Source organism: Chryseobacterium sp. WLY505 (assembly GCF_030846215.1).
Classification (GTDB): domain Bacteria; phylum Bacteroidota; class Bacteroidia; order Flavobacteriales; family Weeksellaceae; genus Chryseobacterium.
This window is the reverse complement of sequence record NZ_JAVCWI010000010.1, coordinates 127,732-148,694: the sequence shown is the minus strand read 5'-3', so window position 1 is coordinate 148,694 and position 20,963 is coordinate 127,732. Positions and strand designations below refer to the sequence as shown.

At 39.1% G+C, this 20,963-nt stretch carries 14 protein-coding genes; all 14 read right to left on the bottom strand.

Annotated elements, in window-relative coordinates; translation table 11 throughout:
• The coding region (locus RAH34_RS18415; RefSeq protein WP_306597094.1) for an Eco57I restriction-modification methylase domain-containing protein at window positions 1-2,946 on the bottom strand (2,946 nt) is incomplete at its 3' end.
• Between the two features lie 120 nt (window positions 2,947-3,066).
• Window positions 3,067-5,823: a hypothetical protein gene (locus tag RAH34_RS18410; RefSeq protein ID WP_306597093.1), complete on the bottom strand. Its 2,757-nt coding sequence runs from the start codon at window positions 5,821-5,823 to the stop codon at window positions 3,067-3,069.
• Between the two features lie 41 nt (window positions 5,824-5,864).
• Window positions 5,865-6,893, bottom strand: a complete 1,029-nt coding sequence (locus RAH34_RS18405) for a hypothetical protein (RefSeq protein WP_306597092.1) — start codon at window positions 6,891-6,893, stop codon at window positions 5,865-5,867.
• Window positions 6,886-7,689 (bottom strand): molecular chaperone, encoded by an 804-nt coding sequence (locus tag RAH34_RS18400; RefSeq protein ID WP_306597091.1) that lies wholly within the window; start codon window positions 7,687-7,689, stop codon window positions 6,886-6,888. The genes RAH34_RS18405 and RAH34_RS18400 overlap by 8 nt, the downstream gene beginning before the upstream one ends.
• Window positions 7,690-7,764: 75 nt before the next feature.
• On the bottom strand, window positions 7,765-8,286 hold the full coding sequence (locus tag RAH34_RS18395; protein WP_114819220.1) for a hypothetical protein: 522 nt from the start codon (window positions 8,284-8,286) through the stop codon (window positions 7,765-7,767).
• Between the two features lie 314 nt (window positions 8,287-8,600).
• The gene (locus RAH34_RS18390) at window positions 8,601-9,017 is read right to left on the bottom strand and encodes a hypothetical protein (protein WP_306597090.1); all 417 of its coding nucleotides are present in this window, start codon (window positions 9,015-9,017) and stop codon (window positions 8,601-8,603) included.
• 46 nt (window positions 9,018-9,063) lie between these two features.
• Window positions 9,064-9,894, bottom strand: a complete 831-nt coding sequence (locus tag RAH34_RS18385; RefSeq protein WP_114819222.1) for an AraC family transcriptional regulator — start codon at window positions 9,892-9,894, stop codon at window positions 9,064-9,066.
• Between the two features lie 209 nt (window positions 9,895-10,103).
• Complete coding sequence (locus RAH34_RS18380) at window positions 10,104-10,652, bottom strand: hypothetical protein (RefSeq protein WP_306597089.1); 549 nt, start codon at window positions 10,650-10,652, stop codon at window positions 10,104-10,106.
• Entirely contained in the window at window positions 10,649-11,902 is a 1,254-nt protein-coding gene (locus tag RAH34_RS18375) for a hypothetical protein (RefSeq protein WP_306597087.1), read from the bottom strand. The genes RAH34_RS18380 and RAH34_RS18375 overlap by 4 nt, the downstream gene beginning before the upstream one ends.
• Complete coding sequence (locus RAH34_RS18370) at window positions 11,899-13,170, bottom strand: condensation domain-containing protein (RefSeq protein WP_306597086.1); 1,272 nt, start codon at window positions 13,168-13,170, stop codon at window positions 11,899-11,901. Before RAH34_RS18370 ends, RAH34_RS18375 begins: the two co-directional genes overlap by 4 nt.
• A gap of 87 nt (window positions 13,171-13,257) precedes the next feature.
• Window positions 13,258-15,660, bottom strand: a complete 2,403-nt coding sequence (locus tag RAH34_RS18365) for a glycosyltransferase (RefSeq protein ID WP_306597085.1) — start codon at window positions 15,658-15,660, stop codon at window positions 13,258-13,260.
• Window positions 15,653-16,435, bottom strand: coding sequence for an alpha/beta fold hydrolase (locus tag RAH34_RS18360; protein ID WP_306597084.1), 783 nt, complete (start codon window positions 16,433-16,435; stop codon window positions 15,653-15,655). The genes RAH34_RS18365 and RAH34_RS18360 overlap by 8 nt, the downstream gene beginning before the upstream one ends.
• On the bottom strand, window positions 16,426-16,725 hold the full coding sequence (locus RAH34_RS18355; RefSeq protein ID WP_034696900.1) for an acyl carrier protein: 300 nt from the start codon (window positions 16,723-16,725) through the stop codon (window positions 16,426-16,428). The genes RAH34_RS18360 and RAH34_RS18355 overlap by 10 nt, the downstream gene beginning before the upstream one ends.
• A complete protein-coding gene (locus RAH34_RS18350) occupies window positions 16,713-20,963 on the bottom strand; it encodes a beta-ketoacyl synthase N-terminal-like domain-containing protein (protein ID WP_306597083.1) in 4,251 nt (1,416 codons plus the stop codon). The genes RAH34_RS18355 and RAH34_RS18350 overlap by 13 nt, the downstream gene beginning before the upstream one ends.

The following is a 20,963-nucleotide window of genomic DNA, read 5'->3' as shown; positions in this document are numbered from 1 at the left end:
TTTTTCAATTGATGATAAAACAACCCAACTTTCTGAATAATTGAAATCTGTAAGAACAGCAAACTGTCTAAAATAATCGCTCAAATTTTTTAACTCCTTTTCTTTTATAATACAAGCTAAAGTTTGTTGCCTATTTTTATCCCTTGAAAACATTAAAATATTAGTATCAACAGTAGCTGTATCAAATATCTGGGTACCACCAAAATCTATTAGAATTTCTGGATTTGTTTTATCTACAAAAAATTTTCTGAGGCTTTCCCCATAAGCAGCACGCATCCATTTGTTAGAAGTGATAAATGTGAGAAGTCCTTTTTCTTTTAAGACATTATATCCTAGCTCATAGAACAAGCTGTAAATATCTCCCGTTCTGGCAAAAGTTTCATAACCTAATGTTTGTAATGCATCACTTGCAGCTCCCATTTTCTGTAATTGAATATACGGAGGATTCCCAATAATGACATCAAAGCCTATGAAGTTGCCATCATTATCCAATACTTCAGGAAATTCAAAACGCCATTCAAAAGCATTGCGATAAATAACATTATTTAGAATTTCTTCTTTTTGTTTTTTAGCTTGTTCAGCCTTGATTTTGAGTTTTTTGAGTTTATCTTTTTCTGCTTTTTTTATGGTTTCTCCAAAAGCAATTAAATTATTTTGTCTTTGTTCTTCATTTTGATATTCTCCTAATGCTTTGGAAACTTTTTCTTTTTCCTTATTGTCAAGACTGGATTTGAGATTGTTTTTGATAGTACTGATAATATCTTCAATTTCTCTCTTTTTAGTTTTGGAGTTGGTGGTTTTGTAGTCTTTTACTGCCTGTTTGTAATCTTCGACTGAGAATGTAATTTCCTTGCTTTTAAACGCACTTTTTAAACTGTCATTCAATGCAAACTTGCTGATAAGTGAGTTTCCGCATTTAATATTAATATCAATATTAGGAAGTGTCTGTAGCTCTCCCTCATCTGTATAATAAGCATTTTTAAGAAGCTCAATCCATAGTCTCAGTCTACAGATATTTACTGAATTAGGATTAATATCTACACCAAATAAACAGTTTTCAATAAGAGTTTCCTTTTCATGAAAAATTGCTTTTTGAATTTTTAAACTTTGCGGATCTTTGCGATTATAGCTGAATAAATCTCCATCAGCATCAGAAATATAAATTTCATCATTATCAATTTCTATTGTACATGGCAGTTTTTTTCCATCCTCATCTCCTAAAATTCCCAAGTCGCTTTTAATGACAATCATTTCATTAAGAGCAGAAACAAGAAAATGTCCTGATCCTACCGCAGGATCACAAATCCTGATAGAGTTAACTACTTCATTGAATTTCTTACGATCTTCTTTCTTAAAAAAAGCATTGCAATAATCAATAACATCTTCAAATGTTTCAATGGTTTCAGTAATTTCTTCTTTAAATTTTTGAACTACAGATTTTCTCAATGTTTCTCTACACATAAACATTGTGATAGTACCGGGAGTATAGAAAGATCCATCTTTGTAACCATTAATTTTTTCAAAAATCAATCCCAGAACAGAGGCATTAATTAATGTTTTATTTTGTTGCTTATCATTAATTTCAACAGATGCATCTGCCGAAAAATCATAGGCATCTAAAAATTTGAAAAGATATTCTAAGGTGTTAAGTTTTCCTGTCTGTTTTTTTCCATTGGAGTTTTTTAAGACTGTAGATGAAAAAACTTCCATTTCCTCATCCATCAATGCTGTAATATCAAAAGTGATGTCTTCAAGTTCACTCTTTTCAAATAAGCTACTGTTAAGGTAGGGGATATATTTAAATTTTTCTGCGTATCGTTGGTGGCGTTCTTTTATTGGCTTTGCTAATGCTGAGAAAAACATTTCATTCAGTGCATCAAAACCAGGAATAAATTCTGAATTTAAAAATTTATATTCTGGTGAATCATTATTATAACTTCTCAACTGAGATTCTAATAATTTTAAGAAAAGAATCCTGTTAACCCAAGTAAGACATAGTTCCAAACCAACAGTGAAAGACTTTTCTTCATTATTAGGAATGTTTTTAACCTTGATAAGGTAGTCCTTGTCTTCAAGAGTAAAAATTGTATTCTCTAATAATGGGCCATAATCTGCTTCTATACTCTTTTTTCTTTGGATAATTTTTTTACCACTTTCTTTTACTTCTTCAAGTCCTATGATATGAAGCAGTTCATTATAGAAGGCTTTATTAAGCTGATTACTATCGTTCCCAAAGCTTTTTCCAAGTAAATGAACATCAGAAAATAACTTATAAATATTAACAAGCTCTTTATCTTTAAATTTTGAAACTTCTTTATTTCTAAAATCAAGATAAACAAACGGAAGAGTATCTTCTACCTGTTCTATATATTTCTTTGCTATTTCATTATAGAAAAGTTCGTTCTTTATGGTGTCTTTTAGACCATCTCTAAACGCTTTGTATTCTTTAATTAATTCACTGTTTTTATAAAATAAGTTGTAGAAATCACTTGCATTGAAAAAGAACCATTCAAAACCATTGGTTATAATAAGGTGCTTAATATTGTTGTTCTTATAATCAACTCTTTCTCTAAGGTAATATAACAGCATTTCCTGAAATGCCTTTTTATTGAGTTGTTTTTCTGTCGGGAATTCAGCTCTGTTACTAGGTTTTTTTGCTTCTATTAAAACTCCTACATCAGAAGTTGCATCTTTACCCAAATAGATTGCCAGATCAATTCTTTCCTTTGTATTGATTTCATTTTCAGAATAGAACGTAGATGAAAGGAATTTTGATATCGGAGATTTTAAATGTTCTTCACTTTCATTTCTACTGTCAACTAAATTGATAGCATTGATACAGTCTTGAAGTTTCAATGAAAAATCATCAATATCCGCTCTTAAAGGCTTAAATTTTTTATATGCAGGATTTAATGCTTTCTGAGGTTCGAGTTTATTAATTTTCATGTGTTATTGTCTAAAATAAGAGGGGATTAATTTAGACAAAATTGTGGTGTAAAACAAACGGGAAACCTTTTTGTATCTATAAATTATTTGATTAATAAATAAAACTGTTGTTTTTTTTATTTAACTCCCAAACTTCTTCACTCTAATCACCTTCTCCCTTACCTTAATCACAAAAGGCTCCAATTGTACTATTTTTCCGGCCTCCACTTTGAAAATATCAGTAGAGCGTTCGCAATAGGTATTGGATGGCAGAGAGTTTTTGTTCAGCTCAATCCTGTAATTTCCGGAGGGCAGAAAAGAGGCAAATTCCCCGTTGTCGTCGGTGATGATATGATGTACTAACTGTTCGTTGCGATAAATATTGAAAAGAATACCTCCGACTTTGGGAGTGAAATCTACTGCTGTTTTGGTGTCAAAATCATAGGTTATTTTTCCCTGGGTCGTTCCGTTTTGATGAAGAGGGATCTCAAAAGAGTAGTGGTGTTTGTCTACCGTAAATTCGGTTTCATCATAATACCATCCTTGCTGGATCACCTGTTTCAGGGCATACTTTCCGTAAGGGATAGAACGGTAGCTGATAGAACCTGAAGGGTCGGTTTTAAATGAAATATTGTTGAGCATAATGAGATAGCCTGCCGCTTCTTTGTCGCCCTCATCATAGATATTGTTTTCGTTCAGGTCATAATAGACAAATGCTTTGATATCACCTTTTTTACCCGGATCAAGGGTGCTGTTTCTGAGGTTGACGGTAACGCCGGCTTCAACGGTCAACAGGTTATTGGTGAAACTTCCTGCCGTATAACTGAAGTAGGAAGAGTTCAGGTACAGGGCATATTTTTCCCTTGAATACTTCAGGTTCAAAAAACCGGAAGGCGACTTTCCATACAGAACATCATCCGTATAAGAAACCCCTGAGGTGACATTCAGCTGACGGTTGAAGAAATTTTTATTCACAAAAGTAGAAAGGGAAAGCTTTTTGTAAGGAGTGCTCTTATTCATCATTTTTGAAAAAGCATATTCGGAAAGGAAATAACTTCCGTGCTGATAGATCCCGTTCACGGTAAGCCATTTGTAGCTGTAGGTTCCGCTTACTTTCATCTGAAACTGCTGTTTGTTGTTGTCGGGATATTGAACCAATCCTGTTTCCATGCTTAAGATGGAGGAGTGTTGCTTATCAGGGCTCAGCCAGGTAAGGTATTCCGTAAAACGTTGGGCTTTCAGCTGTTTTGTGTTCTCATAAGGCTGGGCATTGAAGAAATTATTATAAGAGTTGGAGTTTTCTTCCTGGTACTGATAGCCAAGTCCCATCCCGAAATTCCCTTTTTTAGGGAAGTTGATTCCTGTATCCAGTCTTATATTGCTTGAATTCAGGGTGTTGTCGTAAAAGTAGAACTTAGGCGAAAAATGGGAAGCCACAATGTTGGCATACACATAATGATCTTTGAAAATCATGGTAGAGAAATTCTGCTGAATCTGTAAAATTCCTCTTCTGTTTCCGGGATAATAATCTGTGCTGTAGAAATAATTTCCGTTCAGATTGACCTTTTTGATCATTCCGGAATATTGGGATTCCAAAGCTAAAGAAGGCTTGGAGGGCTGGTTGTTTTCGTAGAAACTTAGTCCGCCATACAACTTGGTGTTGGTTCTCCAGTCTTTGCCGAAAGCATACTGAAGATCTGTTCCGGCTACATGATGTCTGGCTTTTTCGTAAGGATCATCCCTGAAAATATACGTTCCGGAGATACTGCGGGAAGCGTTTTGAGCTCCAAGAGTTCCTCTGGTATAAAATCCATAACCATATTTCAGAAAAGAATTTCTTTCGATCAGGCTGTAGGTCTGGTCTACAAAACCTGCTTCAATTTTTTTGTCTTTATCCGGAGAAGTGTAGGAATATTCCAGCCCTCTTCCGAATAGAGAAAGTTCCAGTAATTTATTGATGTTTCCGATGGTGAATTCACTGTTTTCCCTGTGATAGGTCAGATAGGTATTGTTGACAATAGGATCGCTCTGATTCTTCATGGTATAGATATTTCCCCGGATGAAAATATATCCTGAAGCAAGGTTGAAACCTCCCGAACCGACCAATTGATACATGTCCAGGTTTTCTCCGGCATGTCTGTAACTTGCCGTGATGGTATTCCTGGTAAAATTGGAAAAAGCGGTGGATTCCATATCCTCATAACGCTGCACCGAAGAAACATTCTGGACGGAAACACTGGTATTGCCGAATATTTCTCTGTCCGGCTCTCTGAAACCTGCAATATTGACGGAAATCTGAGTGCTTCGGGATCTGATTCGGGAAGGCAGAAAACGGAACACAAAGACTGAATCTTTCTGCACCCCTATACTTCCTGTTTTCTCTATAAAAGCATTTCCCTGCTCAGCTTCCGGAATTTTAAATACAACCGTTACATGCTGTTTTCTGTTCCCAAGATTGGAAACTCTTGCTCTTACTTCTACTGAATCGGTGGCCTTATTCACATAGATCAGTGGGTTTTCTGCCGTGATGCGCATGGCATTATTTTCAGTGACGGTGTAAGGTATTTCTTTTTCCGCCATTGTTTTATTCTGCTGGTCCGAAAGACGGAAACCCAGACGGGATTCTCCTGAAACGGCATTATTGCTGACCACGATCTTTACCGGAATGAAAAGATGCTCTCCGGATTTCATTTCGGCCTGAAGACTGTTTCCTGAAATATTTCTGAAACCTTGGGGAATGGTAATATTTATTTTTCCTTTAAAATCATTGGTGCTTTGATTGTTAAGGACGATGATCAGATCCAGGATCCCTGTTTTATCTGTTCTGGATTCATTACGGATATCAAGGCTTATCCCGGAACTGCTTTGCGCCGGAATCCATATCTGAAACGAAATCAAAAAAATGAAAAAGATTTTTTTGAACAGGTCTTGAAGCATGGTTATTGGGGGATAATCTCGTATTGAAGGGTGGTGGAATATTCTTCCGATTTGGCATTAATCAGTCTTTCATCATTGGCTTTGGTGGAATATCGGATATCGTAATATAAGCTTGAATTTCCGGTGGAGCCTCCAGTTGCAATAAGCTGGGGAGAAGCACTCAGCAGGATAGGATATATATTCCCATTATTTCCAGAAACGGGGATGAGATTCATTTTTACGGTTCCTAAAGCAATGTAGTTTCCGGCTGGAGAGCTGAACTGCCCCTGAAGAGAACGTAATTTGATCTGGTAATTGGTATTGCTTTTTACAATCAGTCCATTGGAATAAGTGACGCTTACTCCGTTTACATAATCCGACATGCTTTTAAATTCCAGTGATCCGTTGACTGCTTTTGCGGAAAACTGAAGCGACATTTCGGGTACATCGGTCGGACTTCCGCTGAGTGGCCCGATGTGGAACTGAAAAATATGATCTCCTCTGCCAATAATATTGTTGTACTGATCATACGCTGTAAACTGTACCGGAGCGTTAAATCGGGTCCAGGAAGGGTAGCTTCCCAGATAAGATCCTCCCATAACGGTCAGGCTGTATTTTACCTGCAGGTTATAATAACCGTTGGGCTGTGGCGGCTGATTGTACAACGCTGCATTGGACTGTGGAATTAAAAAGACTTCCTGGTTGGCCTGAAGAAAAGTATTTAACGGCATTCCGATCTGAGGAATGGTGGGCACAGGTCCCGGATAAGCCTGTCCTGAAGTGGAAACGGGCTGAAATGATATTTTGTTGGCAGGCATCGTATAATTTCCGTCAGTAGAAGTGATAGGCTGCTTCAGCTTCATGGATATTTTCCAGTAAGGAATATTAAATGCGCCGTTACCAGCCAGCGTAAAGGTATAAGCATCGGGATTGGTATTTCCGCTGTAGGAATTAATCTGCAGGTAACTGTTCACCCATGAGTTGTAATTGATCTGTGAGAAGCAGTTCAGGGAAATCAACAGAAAGAAACAGAAGAGTTTTTTACTATTCATAGCTGAAACTTAATTCTCCTAATTCCAGATTGTTGTTGTCTCCATAATCAATCATTACAGAAGCGGTGTACTTTCCTTTTTCAAGGCTTGCCGGAAGAGGGATATCCATTTCTCTTTTATTTCCGGGCATGGAGTAAAAGATAACGGGATCCAGTGATACTTTTTTTCCGGTTTGGGTATTCACAAAGTCAGTGTATATTTTTCCGTCACCCCATACATCGCCCTGATTTTCAAAAAAGAGGTTGATTGTATTGGTTGTTTTTCCGTATACCAGATTCTGGATTTCAAGTTTTTTCGTTTTGGCGGCAGGCAGCTTGTGGAATAATTTGATTCCTGAACGGATGCTTACCTTGATGTTGGCGCCTTTATGATCCACATCATCTACCGGATTCATCTGGCTTACATACAAAACGGCCGTATGGGTAGGCAGTTGATTGGAAAGCGTATTAGGAACGGTAATGGTAACCTCGATATCTTTTTTTTCTCCCGGAGCCAGCGTGAAGTAATTCTCTTCTTTTTTGACTGAAACCCAACTTGCGCAGGAAGTGGGAAGGGTATTGGCGGGATACGTTACATTCTCACCTTTGCCGTCATATTCCCAGTCTCCTAAACTTACAGCCAGATCCAGAGAATTTTTGGCACTTACATTCGTTACCGTTATTGTCTGGGTATTGCTGTTTCCGTTTCCTGATTCAAAATACAGTCTTGGCGGTGAAACCGAAACTCCTGTTTGTGCGTATCCATGAAAAGATGATAGGAAAAGAAGACTGAAAAGGAGAAGAGAGAGTCTGCTCATGACGGAGATTAGTTTTTAAATGTTGATAAAGTGCTGGGGTAGGTACAACACTTTATCATTACATAATGATAGCTATTATTGAGAAATAATGGTATACGTAAGTTCAGTAGTGTATACTGTAGGATCTTGTCCGGCAATATAATTGTTCAGGTACTTATTATCTCCGGCTCCTTTGTATTCAATGTTAATTTTTTTGTCTACACCTCCGGTAGAAGAAGTTACCAAAGTAGCTTCGTTAGTTGATAATTGTACATTCTGAGCATATTGAGCACCGTTTACCGCGTCAGAACCTGCGCTTGCTTTAATCTGGATGGTGTTAGCCTGGATGTTTTTCCCTCCATACTCTAATACATCGTTACCCCCTCTTACTTTTACCTGGAATCCTCCTGTGCTGTAAATGCTTAAATGATCTGCGTTTACAGAAGATACACCGTTGGCATAGTCATCTTTAGTGATATAGTCTAAATTAACGACTTTTTGAGCGTTGTTAACAACAAGAGTCTGGATAGGCTTAAGTCTGACATTCAGCGTTACATTTTGTGCCTGTAATGTTGAGAATCCAAGGATAGCAAAAGATGCTAAGATAAAATTTTTCATAAGGTTAAAGACGTTTTTTTGTATTAATTGTTTTTAAAATTGCGGATGCAAAGGTAAATACAAAGAACTTCAGGGCCTTTGTGAAAAGATACTTATTATTTGTGAATTTTTACGGAGAAATAGGCGCGCACCAAGTAATACTTTTTATGAATAATTACATAAAAAGTATCATTTAAATGTTGATAAAATCACCATAAAGTAAAAAGAATGCTTTATTAATCTTAAACATTAATTTTACTTAATATATAGGGAATGAATAAATTGCAAGATTGTTATTCAGTGCATAGTTATTTTTTCAGGCCTTGCTTTATTTTTTACTGAGAAATTAGAGTTAATATTAAAAAATTTTCGTTGTCACTTCTGTTGACACTTAAATTTTCCATAGCATTTTCAATCTCATGTTGGATAGGATATTGCTCCTGAACCACTCCTTTAGAATGGTTGATAAGAGGATATTCTTCAAACTTTTCTCTGTTACTTCCGGAATTACCGGTTGTACTGCGATATTCATCATATTTTGCATTCAGCTGAAACCCTGTCGGACTTGAGATGGTTACAGACTGAACCTCCCGGAAGGAAGACTCATTCCCATCGTCCGAAAATCCTGAGCCTATAGCAAGCATCTGTACCGGATAAAGCCTTACGTTAAGCCTTAAACCGTCTGCTGCCTGGCCAAATGATTTTGTAATAGCAAAATAGAACAAAATGAATATAATGTACTTTGCAAGCATATAACCTGTATTTTTCCCCAAAAGGTTACTTATGTAAATATACAAATTATTTCATTTCTGAGGGATTTTTTCCGGTATGTTTTTTAATAAAATTGGTAAAATTTCCTTCATTGCTGAAACCCAGATCATAAGATATTTCAGAGATGGTGGAATTTGAAAAATTCAGGGCTTTTCTGCATTCGGTAATGAGTTTTTCAATGATGATATGCTTGGCGGTTTTGCCCAGTACATACTCTGTCATCTCAGTCAGTTTCCTGGATGAGATATTAAGTTCTTCCGCATAATAAGCCACTTTCTTTGCCTTTTTGTAATCTCTTTGCAGCAGAATTTTGAACCGGTTGACATAGTACATATAGTCAAATTTGATATCCTTCTTGATTTCTTCGGTGGGAATATGTAAAAGGGCGTCCAGCATCAGCCTTTCTATGGCATTATGGGCAGCAGCTATATATAAGCTTTCATCTTTTTTCCGGAAACTTTCCATACGTTCCAGGAATATCACCCTCATCTGTTCTGCATTGAAGAAAGGAGCGATAAATATTTCAGAATTATAATTATAAAAAAGCTGGGAATTGATAAAAAGGCTGTCTTTGGTTGATCTTTCATAAAAACTGGATGAAAAGGCAATGGAATACACGTCCGATCTTTTGGTTTCCCCAAAAACGATTTTCTTTTGTGGCCCTACAAAGGCGATATTTCCCCCTTTTAACGGGTAAGGAACATTATCTATGGTTAACTGAATATCTTCCAGAATGATATAGATGCAAAAATATTCCAGGGTATTGAATTCTCTTTTGTTTTTATTTCTATTGATAAGGTAATCTAAACGATTGATACTGAATCCTATATTTTTTAACTGATCCGTTATTCTGTACATACATTGTTAGTCATTCTGTCCAAGAAAAATTCTTGCAAATTATTATATAAATATAAAAAATTTACCAAATATTAAGTTTCAAAGAAAAAAATTAAGTTGATCTGTTCGTGAAAATACCCGGTGGCTTTATGACCATCCGGGTATCGTTTTATCCTTTTTTGATTTTTAATTAAATGATATACAGCTTTATAGCTGTTAATGTTCAAAAATCATGGGTTTATATCTGCAGGTACTGATGTCACTCTGCACATCCACCTTCTCAGCCTCCATACGGGTAAATACACAAAAATAACAGACAAAATTCCCGCCAGGATTCCTACTAACACGGCCATTGCCATTGCGTCCAGTTTATAATCTTTTGAGAAATTATACTGTCCTATAAAGAGTAGGGATAATACCAATAGTCCTGTAATCAATCCGTGTATAATGCTAAGCCTGGTCATGAGTTTTTTTATATTCAGCTGTTCGTCTAGTGTAAACTCTATGGCTTGCTGGCTGGCGGCATCCGTTACTCTTTTGATGATATCAATGGTAAGAACTACCGGAAGGAAGATCGCCATCGGCAGGGTAAGACGGGCCAGGTTTTGGGTTCCTGAGAAAAAATGGGTGTAGCCCAATTCTTTGAAACTGGCATAGGCAATAATGAAATTAAAAAATACGTTCGGAAGGACATAATAAATCGTCCGCTTAATGAGAAAGCGTTTGAGGGTAGTCTTTTTTATAGGTTTTGGCTTCGGAGGCTTTATTTTAAATTTCATAGAGGGATGGTCAGCAGCTCAATGGCTCTGTTTTTTATCAGATGAGCTTCTTCTTTGGGAAGAAAATTTTCATTGGACATGAAAGTAAAGTCCATCTGCTGGTTGTACGTGCTGGTCACTAAAGTATTTGAGTTCAGCCATGGGAAGGCCACGGTAGGACTAAAGACTGTTTCCAGACTGAAATTTTTATAATCATTCGGGATATTGATCTTTCCCATATTGGATAAGGTAATATCGTGCCCGCCTTCACTGGATTTCAGCATGTTGATCATACGCTCTACAACAGGATGCATATGTTCACCCATCCAAAGGAGTTCGCGGGCTTCCATTTTATTGATTTTTTCTGTAAGGTTTTTTTTGATCTCCCTGGCATTGCCCATTACATCATTATTTTTTTTCCTGATGGAAAGCTCTACGGTTGGGGCAAAAGCAAATAAATAGTCTTCTTTAATTTCCGGAATAAAATGACGTACGTCCACAGGACTGATTACTTTGCCTTTGGCGCGGTTTCCCTGAATATCACGGAACGCCTGCATCACCGATGAACACAGCAAAGCATGGACAGAAATAGCGTTGGCTTTACATTTTTCAGTGATCATTTTCGTTTCTTCCGGAGTCATTTTCCAGTGAATAGCGTAGTTTTTCCCCTGATTTCTCTTTTTACTTTTTCGCTGGATGGAAAAGAAAATTTTGGCAAACAGCAGGTAAAGGGCAGCCTTATATTTTTTTATTCCGATGTTAAAATCCGAAGGCAGGAAATCATCAACTGATTCAAAAGCAACATAAGGAATTAATGGCCCATATGGATTGTCCAGCAAGCTTAAAAGTTCACGTAGTAAAGTGACCCCGGTGGTTCCATCGGATATGCAGTGAGGCATGATCCAAAGAATTTCGGAGGTATCCTGTCCTTTTACCCATACCACTTCGGCCAGTGGTTTTTTGGGCGTTTCAAAAAGTTTAAACCATCCTTTTTCGGATTCTTTGAGCCAGTCATCGTCTGTTGTACGTTCTACAATGCGAAGCGGAATAGGTTCAATATCTTTCTGCCCCATAAAATAAGGATAGTTTCCGATCTTATGATCAATATTCGTTCTTAGAATAGGATGTTTCTGCTGGATTCTTATTAAAGCCGTTTTAAAATTTTCTTCAGGAATCTCTCCGTTGATTCTTGCTGTATAAATACAGTTTAAGGGTGTTTCCGGATCTACATACATGATCCTTTCCACCATCATTAAAGGTCTTTTGATCATGATACTGCCATTTGTTTTAGTTGAGAATGGATGACCTGCATTACCTCTTCACGAACTGTCAGCGCATCTGTGTAAGGTAAATATCCTTCGCTTCCCATGAATGAAAAATCCATTTCACCCCGGTACGTTGAGGTTACCATTGTAGTGGTATTTCCCAGCGGTCCTATTACTGACGGACTGAAAATCGTATCTACCGTAAACTCCTTGTACTCATGAGGAATCTGAATGCGTCCCAGATTGGAAAACATACAATCGTTGGAGGATTTTCCGTTCTTCAGCAGCCTGGTGAAATTACTCAGGGCATCATGCCCGGATTCCATGACCATCATGGTGATATAGGGATTCAGTTTTGAGGTCTTTTTTTCCACAGATTTCTGCATGGCACGGAGATTATCCTCAAAGCTTAGCTTTTCATCAGAAGAAACTACGATCATCAGCCCGAAAGCGAAAATATGATCTTCTTTGATCTGTCCTGCAAAACGTCTGATGTCTACCGGACAGGAAACTTTATTGAAGGACTTTTCTGCTCTTCCTTTTTTAAATGCCTGCAATACCGCCGCACTTAAAAATGTATTTACCGTTACCCCCCGGGATTTGCAGTAAGTGATTAATTCTTTGCTTACCGTTTCATCCAGCTTCCAATGGATGAGGTAATCACTCTGTCTTTCCACAGCTTTTTTGCCTGTAGGAATCCATTTGATCGCGGTAGCAGCCAGTCTTCCGATAAATCTAGCTTTCAGTTTCTGTCTTCTGCTGTTCAGAATAGGGGAAGGAACCACATCCTGGATTCCCATGATCGGATTTTCTACCCCGATATCCGCAGCCGGATTGTCCAGAACGATGAGAAATTCTTTCAAAAAGGCCATTGCAGAACCACCATCGCAAAGACAATGGTGGAACGCAAACAGCATGTCAGAAACGTCTTCCCCCTTGATCCAGATAAAACGGATCAGGGGAAATTTTTCGTAATTAAAGGTGGTGTTCCATTCCCTCCTGGATTCTTCCTGCCACTGATCTTCACTTTGTCTGGTGACAATTCTTACAGGAATAGAAACAGGTTTTTCAGGAACATTAAACCATGGAATATTTTTTTCATCATGGCTGATTAATGCTCTTAGCCATGGGTGTTTGTTTTGAATCTGGGCTAAAGCTTGCTGGATCTCTTTTAATGTAAAAGTCCCTCTTAGTCTGAACGGAATGACCGCGTTGAAAGGTTCTTTTCCATCTCCCAGTAACATGCGTTCACCAAATAGCAATCTTCTTTTCATATACTGATATCTATCTTTTTTAAGGTCTGATGAATCACAGTGTAGTCATCTGCCTTAGTATTTCAAAATTATTTTGGTTTCATGAGCTTATACAGAAGTTAATGTGGAATGTTCATGTACAAAACTTTCTAATAATTCTACTGCTTTGTCATTACCTCCGGCAAGGGTAAATGTATTTCTGACTTCCTGAGCTGCGATTCTGTATTTTGGATTCTCTAATAATTCAAAAACGGTTTCACGAAGGGCATCTACACGAAGTCTTTTGTATCGGATGCTGATTCCGCAACCTGCCTGCTCAATCAGTTTTGCAATATGGAAGTGGTCATACGCAATAGGAGTGATCAACATCGGTAAACCGTTACGGAAAGTATCGTTTACGGTATTGAAACCACCGTGGCAAATTACCATATCCATTTGCTGCATCACTGCCGATTGTGGCACAAAGCTGTTCACAATAAAGTTGTCCGGCCATTCTTCAAAGATTTCCGGTGGAGTAGCAGCAATTACTGTTACGGGCTGATCTTTAAATGCAGCGATGATTTTTTCGAAGAAAGCTTTTCTGATATCTACGAGCAGCGTTCCCAATGATACGAATATCTTTGGAGTGGTAGAAGCGTTTAATTTATCCCAGTCAAATGGAGCGTCGTTCGGACGGCCTTTTACCGGACCTACAAATTTCATATGAGATGGAACGGTTTCAAAACCAGCGAAGGCCTGAGAGGTAAATACCATATTCAGTTTGTGAGAATGGATATAAATACCTTCCTCATGAATTCCTACTTCTTTCTGAAGGTCTTTGATGAGGTTTTGCTGCCATTCCCAGATTTTAGGGGCACTTTTTTCCGTATCTCCCATCACATCCGGTGGAACAGGTGTTGTTGTTACACAAGGAATATGATGTTTATGAGCGAAAAGAGCACCTCCAAAAGTGATACAGTCGTTCACGATAACATCAGGCATCCAGCTTTCTGTGAGTCTGGTTAATCCCGGCATCATCATTTTAGCGAAAGGAACATAGGTTTCTTCCAGTGCCAGTTTCATCACTTCAGGTCCGGAACATGCAGGGCCGTCATCCTGTCTTTTTAAAATACGGGCGATTTCCTCCTGATATGGAATAAGATCTTCTTCAGGATAGAAATAAGAACCTCCTTCAGGGATATGTTTGCTGTCTAAAGGCGTAATTCCAAACCATTTTACTTCATGCCCGCGGGCAATCAGACTTGCTCCCACACTTAAAGTAGGGCTTACATGTCCGAAAAACGGAGGAACAACGAATAAAAACTTAGATGGTTTTTCAGGTTTTGAAGCCTTTGATAGAGCTTGTTCCAATAAGGTAGCTGCTGTAGCTGAGCCTCCTGCTTCCACAAAAGACTGACCTACTTTCTGGGCTGCTTCACGGTAGCCCGGAGTATTTAAAATCTGCTGTACGGCTTCTCTCAGGTGATTGGCTTTAAATCGGTTAAAATTCAGACGTTCACCCGCTTCTGTACGCACTACACGGCCTGCAACGTGCGACTGGTCATAGGCAATCGGAATCACAACCAAAGGAATACCATTGGATAATGTTTCAGAAACGGTATTATGGCCGCCATGGCACACTACACCATCCAGATGAGGCAGCAGATCCAGCTGAGGAACCTGTTGATACACCATAAAGTTATCCGGCCATTGCTCAAAAAGCTGTGGATCAGAAACGACTACAACGGTTAAATCTTCATCTTTAAAAGCATCGATTACCTTCTGGAAAAATGCTTTTTTATGATCGTGATCGAAGGTCGTACCAATACTTACCAGGATCTTTTTACTGTCTTTGCTTTTTAACTTCTCCCAGTCGAATTCACATGAAACACGTCTTTCCGTAAGAACCGGACCTGTGAATTGATATTGAGACGGGAGATCCTCCATTTCCCCAAAGAAATAACTGGACGTCAGAACCAATGTCAATAGATCTGAGGTTGCCAGAGAGCGTTCTTCCTGAAACCCAAGTTCTTTCTGCAAATCGATAATTTGATTGACTTCCCATTCGTGTACTTTCGGAAGTTCATTCATGATTTTGATGGCTGCCGGAGCGGTAACGGATGTGGCATAAGGGATACCAAGAGTTTTGGCTGCAACCGGAGCAGCAAATAACTGATGATCCCCGATAATCAAATCGGGCTGCTCTATTTTTAATAAAGAAACAATACCGTTATAGCAATGTCTGTTCAGCGGGATAAGAACCTCTTCGTACAGGAACTTAACGCTGTCTATACCATACACTACTTTTTTGGAGATAATATCAAGATATTGTTCGCTTTCTTTCTTTTCTTCGTCGGTCTGATCGTATTGGATCAGTAATAATTTTCCTCCCTCGGGAAGTTTAGCCTCTAGAGTCGGGTCAAGGCTGATCCAGGCTACTTCATGCCCTCTTTTCAGCAGGGTAGCACCGATGCTTAGGGTAGGGTTGACATGACCTGTCAATGGTGGAACTATAAATGCAAATTTAGCCATGGTTTTGTGTTAAAATTTTAGATAAAAATTGAGCGATCGTTTCAGCAATAAGCTGAGGTTCCTGGATAGGAATATTATGATCACCCGGAATTAATTCAAGTTCAGACTGGCTGATTTGAGATTGCAGCCACTCACCGGTAGGTCTGCAGTTGGAATCAGCGCCATAAAGCAATAGAGTAGAAGCCGTCAGTTTATTGAAGTTGGTTTCACCCAGGAAATGTTTTTCCTTAATCATATCTGCTTTAATGCTGGTCTGATTAAACAGAAATTCATACATACGGTGGTTCTTTTCCATTTGTCTTTTGCCCATCTGCACTTTGGTGGTATCCGTAAAATTGGCAACATAATGCTCAAGAAATTCTTTGCTGTATTCATCAATGATGTTACGGGCTTTTTCGTCCTGAGGATCCGGAGCTTCTGTCACTACAAGCTGATTTACGCGGTCAGGATATTCTAATGCTGTTTTTAATGCAATAAGACCTCCGAAGCTATAGCCTACAAGGTGTACTTTTTCCAGCTGAAGGTGATCTATTAAACCTATTAAATCGGATGACATGTTGTCAAGATCGTACCCATCCAAAAAGCGTTCACTCATACCGTGGCTTTTCAGATCGTACATCACCACATGGAAATGCTTTGCCAGAATGGGGGCAATATTAAAATAATAAATGGACAGGTTACTGAACATACCGTGGATGAGTACCACGGTTTGTTCGGCTCCTTTGTTGAGTTCCTGTATATGAACTTGTCTGTTATTGACAGTGATTATTGGCATTCGTAGATATAATTGATGATCATACTAAGGTCAAGATTAATCAGCTGGTCAAGATCCATAGATGATAACCAACCTGTAAAGTCGATCTGATCGCCAAAATGCGCCTTGATCTTTTCAGAGAAAGAGACAATCTCAATGCTGTCCATTTCAAGATCTCTGGTGAATGAACTTTCAGGAGTAATATCCATCTCTTCTACAAATTCAGCACCTATCACTTCAGTAATAAAACCTTTTAATAAAGTAAAAAGTTCTTCGTGGTTCATTTTTAATGTTGCGTTTACAGTGTCCATCCGATAATATAATTTTTATGTTTAATAGTTTTGATTTCAATGTTGTTGATCCACAAGTGATCATCTTTTATCATTTCGACTTCGAAGGCTTTAGGATTTCCTTTCAGTCCTGTTCCCAGAAACTTTCCGTAAGCTTCCTTGGCTACCCAGAAACGGGTGGTCCATTCCGCCTGATCTCTGTCTTTTAATAGGGGCAATTCTTTGTCGGTAAATACCATGTCATAGAATCCTGAACTGCGTTCTTCCATCAGTTCCATATCAATTCCTACAGATTTTCCATATCTCGCGATCCCAACGGCTTCTTTTCCTTTATGAGCCAGAGAAATATGGATATTATCTGTAAAATCACTGATGAGGTAAGGTTTTCCCACTTCATCGGAACGGATTTCAAAAGTGATCGGGAAGCAGGCATGATTTTTTTCCTGACGAAGAAGGTTTCTTACGGCGTCTTTCACCGCCACACGGCTTACCATCCAATTTTTCTTTTTGTTAGGTAACAATTGCTGGTGATGCTGTTTTTCTGTTTGGTTGAAATATCTTTTCAGGATAAAATCCCATGAAGCAACTCTGGTGTAGGCCTGATGGAAGAAGAATACATCAGGAGCAATCTCTTCTGAAAGCCTGTTGTGCAATGGTGACATGGAAACATTCCATAAAGCGGCATCAATTTCCAGTCTTCTGTTTTGCCAGCCCGTAATGGCGCACCATACTTTTCCGTCTCTTTTCAGGATGATATCTGCGATGGCAAATTCATCATTAAGCTCGGTCAGCATACAGGTGCATTCAAAAATACCTTCCTGATCATGCATATCTCCGAAGAATTCAATATCTCTGATTTTTACAGGGAATGCAATACGGTCTTTCACCAACGTAAGCTGAAGCCAAAGACCGAATAACTGCCCTGCATTATCTAATAGAGAACCTTTACCACCATTTCCTTTTATTTTTCCGATGATTCCTTTGTCTCCAACGGCTGAAACTTCAGTAATTCCCTGATATTTATCTCCATGGAACATGTGCATGTCATAGATTTCTTCAGGGGTTCTTTCGATAGGTAAAAGATTACCGATGGAAAGATTGAAGTCAGGTATTGGAACAGGAGCAGATTTTAAGACTACTTCTGCGTTGGCAAAATTCTCAATATCGAGATAAGCATGATTTTGTGAGCGCCATTCTCCTTTTACGGTTTTTTCGAAAGGTTTGGCTACGTTCATCCATTGGAATACACTTACATTCATGATTTTATGAACCTGTGTTCCCGGAATTTCTGCTTCTGCGATTTCTGCTAATTGCTCAAAAATCATCGTCATAGGAATAACCGGTTCCATATCTGCTACATGAGCCCATCCTTTAGGCTGTCTCAATAAGCTGTGATCGATCAGGTAAGGGTGACTTTCCAACGTTACATACAAATCTTTTGTAAAGGTTGTACTTCTTACGGGTTGTGAAGCTGCAGGAGCTACAGGTGCAGGTCTTTGGATCGTGATTTCCGGACGGTTCTGGAATAAATTCAATACTTCTTCCTGCATACGGATCATATCTGCAACGTTGTCCTGAAATGCCTGTACCAGCGGATGACCACTTTTTGCAGTCGCAATGGAAGAGGCGGTATATTGTTTTGGCGCGTCAAATGACTGAGCCAACGCTTTCACTTCTTTAAAATTACGGATGATAGGTGAACCTAATTCCAGTTTAATTCCTTTTTGTGATGATCTTTTCGAATGATTTTGAATCTCTAAAAAGTCCAGAGCAATTATTTTTCCTTCTACAAATAAAGAAGCCACTACACGCTGCAACTGAGCTAATGCGGAACGGGTTGGAACACTGGAAGCGATGGTACTGAAAGCTTTTCCTTTCAAAGTATCATCAATAAATCCAATCAGACCGCCGGTTCCTACCTGAATGAAGACTCTTGCGCCTTCTTCGTATAATTTGTCGGTCAGTTCACGGAAACGAACAGGTTCTACCAAATGCTCGGCACTTAGTTTTCTGATCGCTGCCTGATCTGCAGGATAAGGTTCTAGTGTTGTGGCAGACCACAATGGAATTTTCGTCTGCTGGAACTGTGCTTTTTCCATTCCTGCAAGGATCACATCCAGTTTATCAGCGATAAAAGGAGAGTGGAATCCGGATTGGAACGGCAATACCTGATGGAAGATCTGTTTTGCTTTTAACAAAGGAACCAATTCATCCAGAGCTGCATTGCTTCCGCAAAGAATCACCTGGTTAGGGCAGTTGTCGTTGGAAACATAAAGGTTTGAAATTTCTGCAATAAAAGGTTTTATCACCTCAATTCCGGCTCCTATGGCGATGAACTTGGAATCTTTTAATTCAAAAGTTTCAGGATTCAGCACATCAATTAAGGCTTTTACAGAATTGGCTTCAGCCAGTTCAGATGAATAACCTGCCAGCCATTCTCCTAAACTGTGTCCCGCATTCATATCAGGAATAATTCCCAGCTTTTTCAGTGAATGATCAAGGATACTGCAGTTGTTGAATACATTTAAAGCATCGGTTAGAAGTCCTTCACCTTCTGTTTCGATAGGTGCTGTTAGCCCAAAATAACGGCTTACCGTTTCTACTTCACCTTTTGCCAGTCCATCCAGTCCTGGGAATACAAAGGCTACTTTACCGCCATCTTTTAATAATGGAGTAGAAGTGTACCAGATATCCTGTTTGTTTTTCCACGTAATATTTTTGGAAACAATTTTAATGGCTTTTTCCAGTCTTGCAGGCGTAGGATCAAATATCGCAACCCTGAAATCTCCTTCACCAATGGTTGTTTCATTATTTTGTAAAGCTGAAAGCAGTTCTTCATGGGTGGGTCTTGCCAATATCAATACCTGATCTTTTTTAGGCATATCATAGCCTTCCAGAACAACGTGTGCATTGATTCCTCCAAATCCAAAGGCATTTACTGCGGCTACTTTTGGCAGTCCTGTTTTTGACCAGTTTTTGGCTTCCTGTACAGGTTCAAACCTAGTATTCTGCATCTCCGAAGTTGGATTCTCGCAATATAAGGTTGGCGGTAAAGTATCGTGATGTAATGCTAAACAGGTTTTAATTAATCCTGCAATTCCTGCAGCCGGCATAGCATGCCCGATATTGGACTTTACAGATCCGATACCTGCAGCCGGAGCCGTTTCTTCTTTTCCGAAGAATTGGGCTAAGGTCTGAAGCTCTGTTTTATCTCCAAGGGGTGTTCCTGTGCCATGAGCCTCAAGATATCCCACTTTGTTTTTATCTAAATCAGCATTAATCCATGCCTGTTCTAAAGCCTTTAACTGGCCTTTTACAGATGGGCTCATCACGCTGGTTCCGGTACCGTCACTGCTTACACCCACCCCTTTGATCACAGCATAGATTTTGTCCTGATCACGAACAGCATCTTCTAGTCTTTTTAACACCACGAAACCACAACCTTCGCCGATTAACAGACCGTCAGCATCCATACTGAACGGCTTGATCTGCTGTTGACGGGACATAGCTCCCAGCTGGGCAAAAATACTCCAGAAAGCAGCATTCTGTCCTGTGTGCACGCCTCCAGCAATCATGATATCAGAACGACCTCTCTGAAGTTCCTGTACGGCATGATCTACAGCAATCAAAGCAGAAGCACAGGCGGCATCTACAGTGAATGCAGCGCCTCCTAAATTGAAGCGGTTGGCTACAAGAGAGGCAACAAGATTGGGAATTAATCCCATGGCGGTATCGGCTGCAAAACGTCCTTTACGCTGTTGGAAAGCATGTTTTACTTTTTCAATATCTGCAGAAGAAACCTGAGGTAGTAACTCTTGTAACAATGAAGAAATCTGTTCTCCGGTTCTTACAATTTCTATCGCTCGGGTAGCACCCGGACCTGTGTAGTTTCCTTTACCGATGATGATTCCCGTTTTTTCAAGGGAAATATTCTTCTGAAATACACCTGCATCTTCAAGCGCTTTCTGTACCAGATCAAGGGTAAGCAAATGGTCAGGTTCCGTTCCTTCAACAGCCAATGGCAGAATACCAAAGGCGGTAGGATCGAAAGTATAATCAGGGATAAATCCTCCGCGCTGACAGTAAAAACGGTCAACGGGACTTGTAGCATCACTGAAATGAACCGGATCTATCCGATCCGCCGGAGCGAGCTCGGTAGAATCGACTTTATTGACAATATTCTGCCAAAAAGTGCTGGCATCCTGTGCCCCGGGAAAGACACAGGATAGACCAATTACAGCAACATCTGTTTTTTTCAT

Coding starts and splice junctions, on each gene's coding strand:
- RAH34_RS18405 (WP_306597092.1), bottom strand. CDS start 6,893: ATGAATAGTAAAAAACTCTTCTGTTTCTTTCTGTTGATTTCCCTGAAC.
- RAH34_RS18400 (WP_306597091.1), bottom strand. CDS start 7,689: ATGAGCAGACTCTCTCTTCTCCTTTTCAGTCTTCTTTTCCTATCATCT.
- RAH34_RS18395 (WP_114819220.1), bottom strand. CDS start 8,286: ATGAAAAATTTTATCTTAGCATCTTTTGCTATCCTTGGATTCTCAACA.
- RAH34_RS18390 (WP_306597090.1), bottom strand. CDS start 9,017: ATGCTTGCAAAGTACATTATATTCATTTTGTTCTATTTTGCTATTACA.
- RAH34_RS18385 (WP_114819222.1), bottom strand. CDS start 9,894: ATGTACAGAATAACGGATCAGTTAAAAAATATAGGATTCAGTATCAAT.
- RAH34_RS18380 (WP_306597089.1), bottom strand. CDS start 10,652: ATGAAATTTAAAATAAAGCCTCCGAAGCCAAAACCTATAAAAAAGACT.
- RAH34_RS18375 (WP_306597087.1), bottom strand. CDS start 11,902: ATGATCAAAAGACCTTTAATGATGGTGGAAAGGATCATGTATGTAGAT.
- RAH34_RS18370 (WP_306597086.1), bottom strand. CDS start 13,170: ATGAAAAGAAGATTGCTATTTGGTGAACGCATGTTACTGGGAGATGGA.
- RAH34_RS18365 (WP_306597085.1), bottom strand. CDS start 15,660: ATGGCTAAATTTGCATTTATAGTTCCACCATTGACAGGTCATGTCAAC.
- RAH34_RS18360 (WP_306597084.1), bottom strand. CDS start 16,435: ATGCCAATAATCACTGTCAATAACAGACAAGTTCATATACAGGAACTC.
- RAH34_RS18355 (WP_034696900.1), bottom strand. CDS start 16,725: ATGGACACTGTAAACGCAACATTAAAAATGAACCACGAAGAACTTTTT.
- RAH34_RS18350 (WP_306597083.1), bottom strand. CDS start 20,963: ATGAAAAAAACAGATGTTGCTGTAATTGGTCTATCCTGTGTCTTTCCC.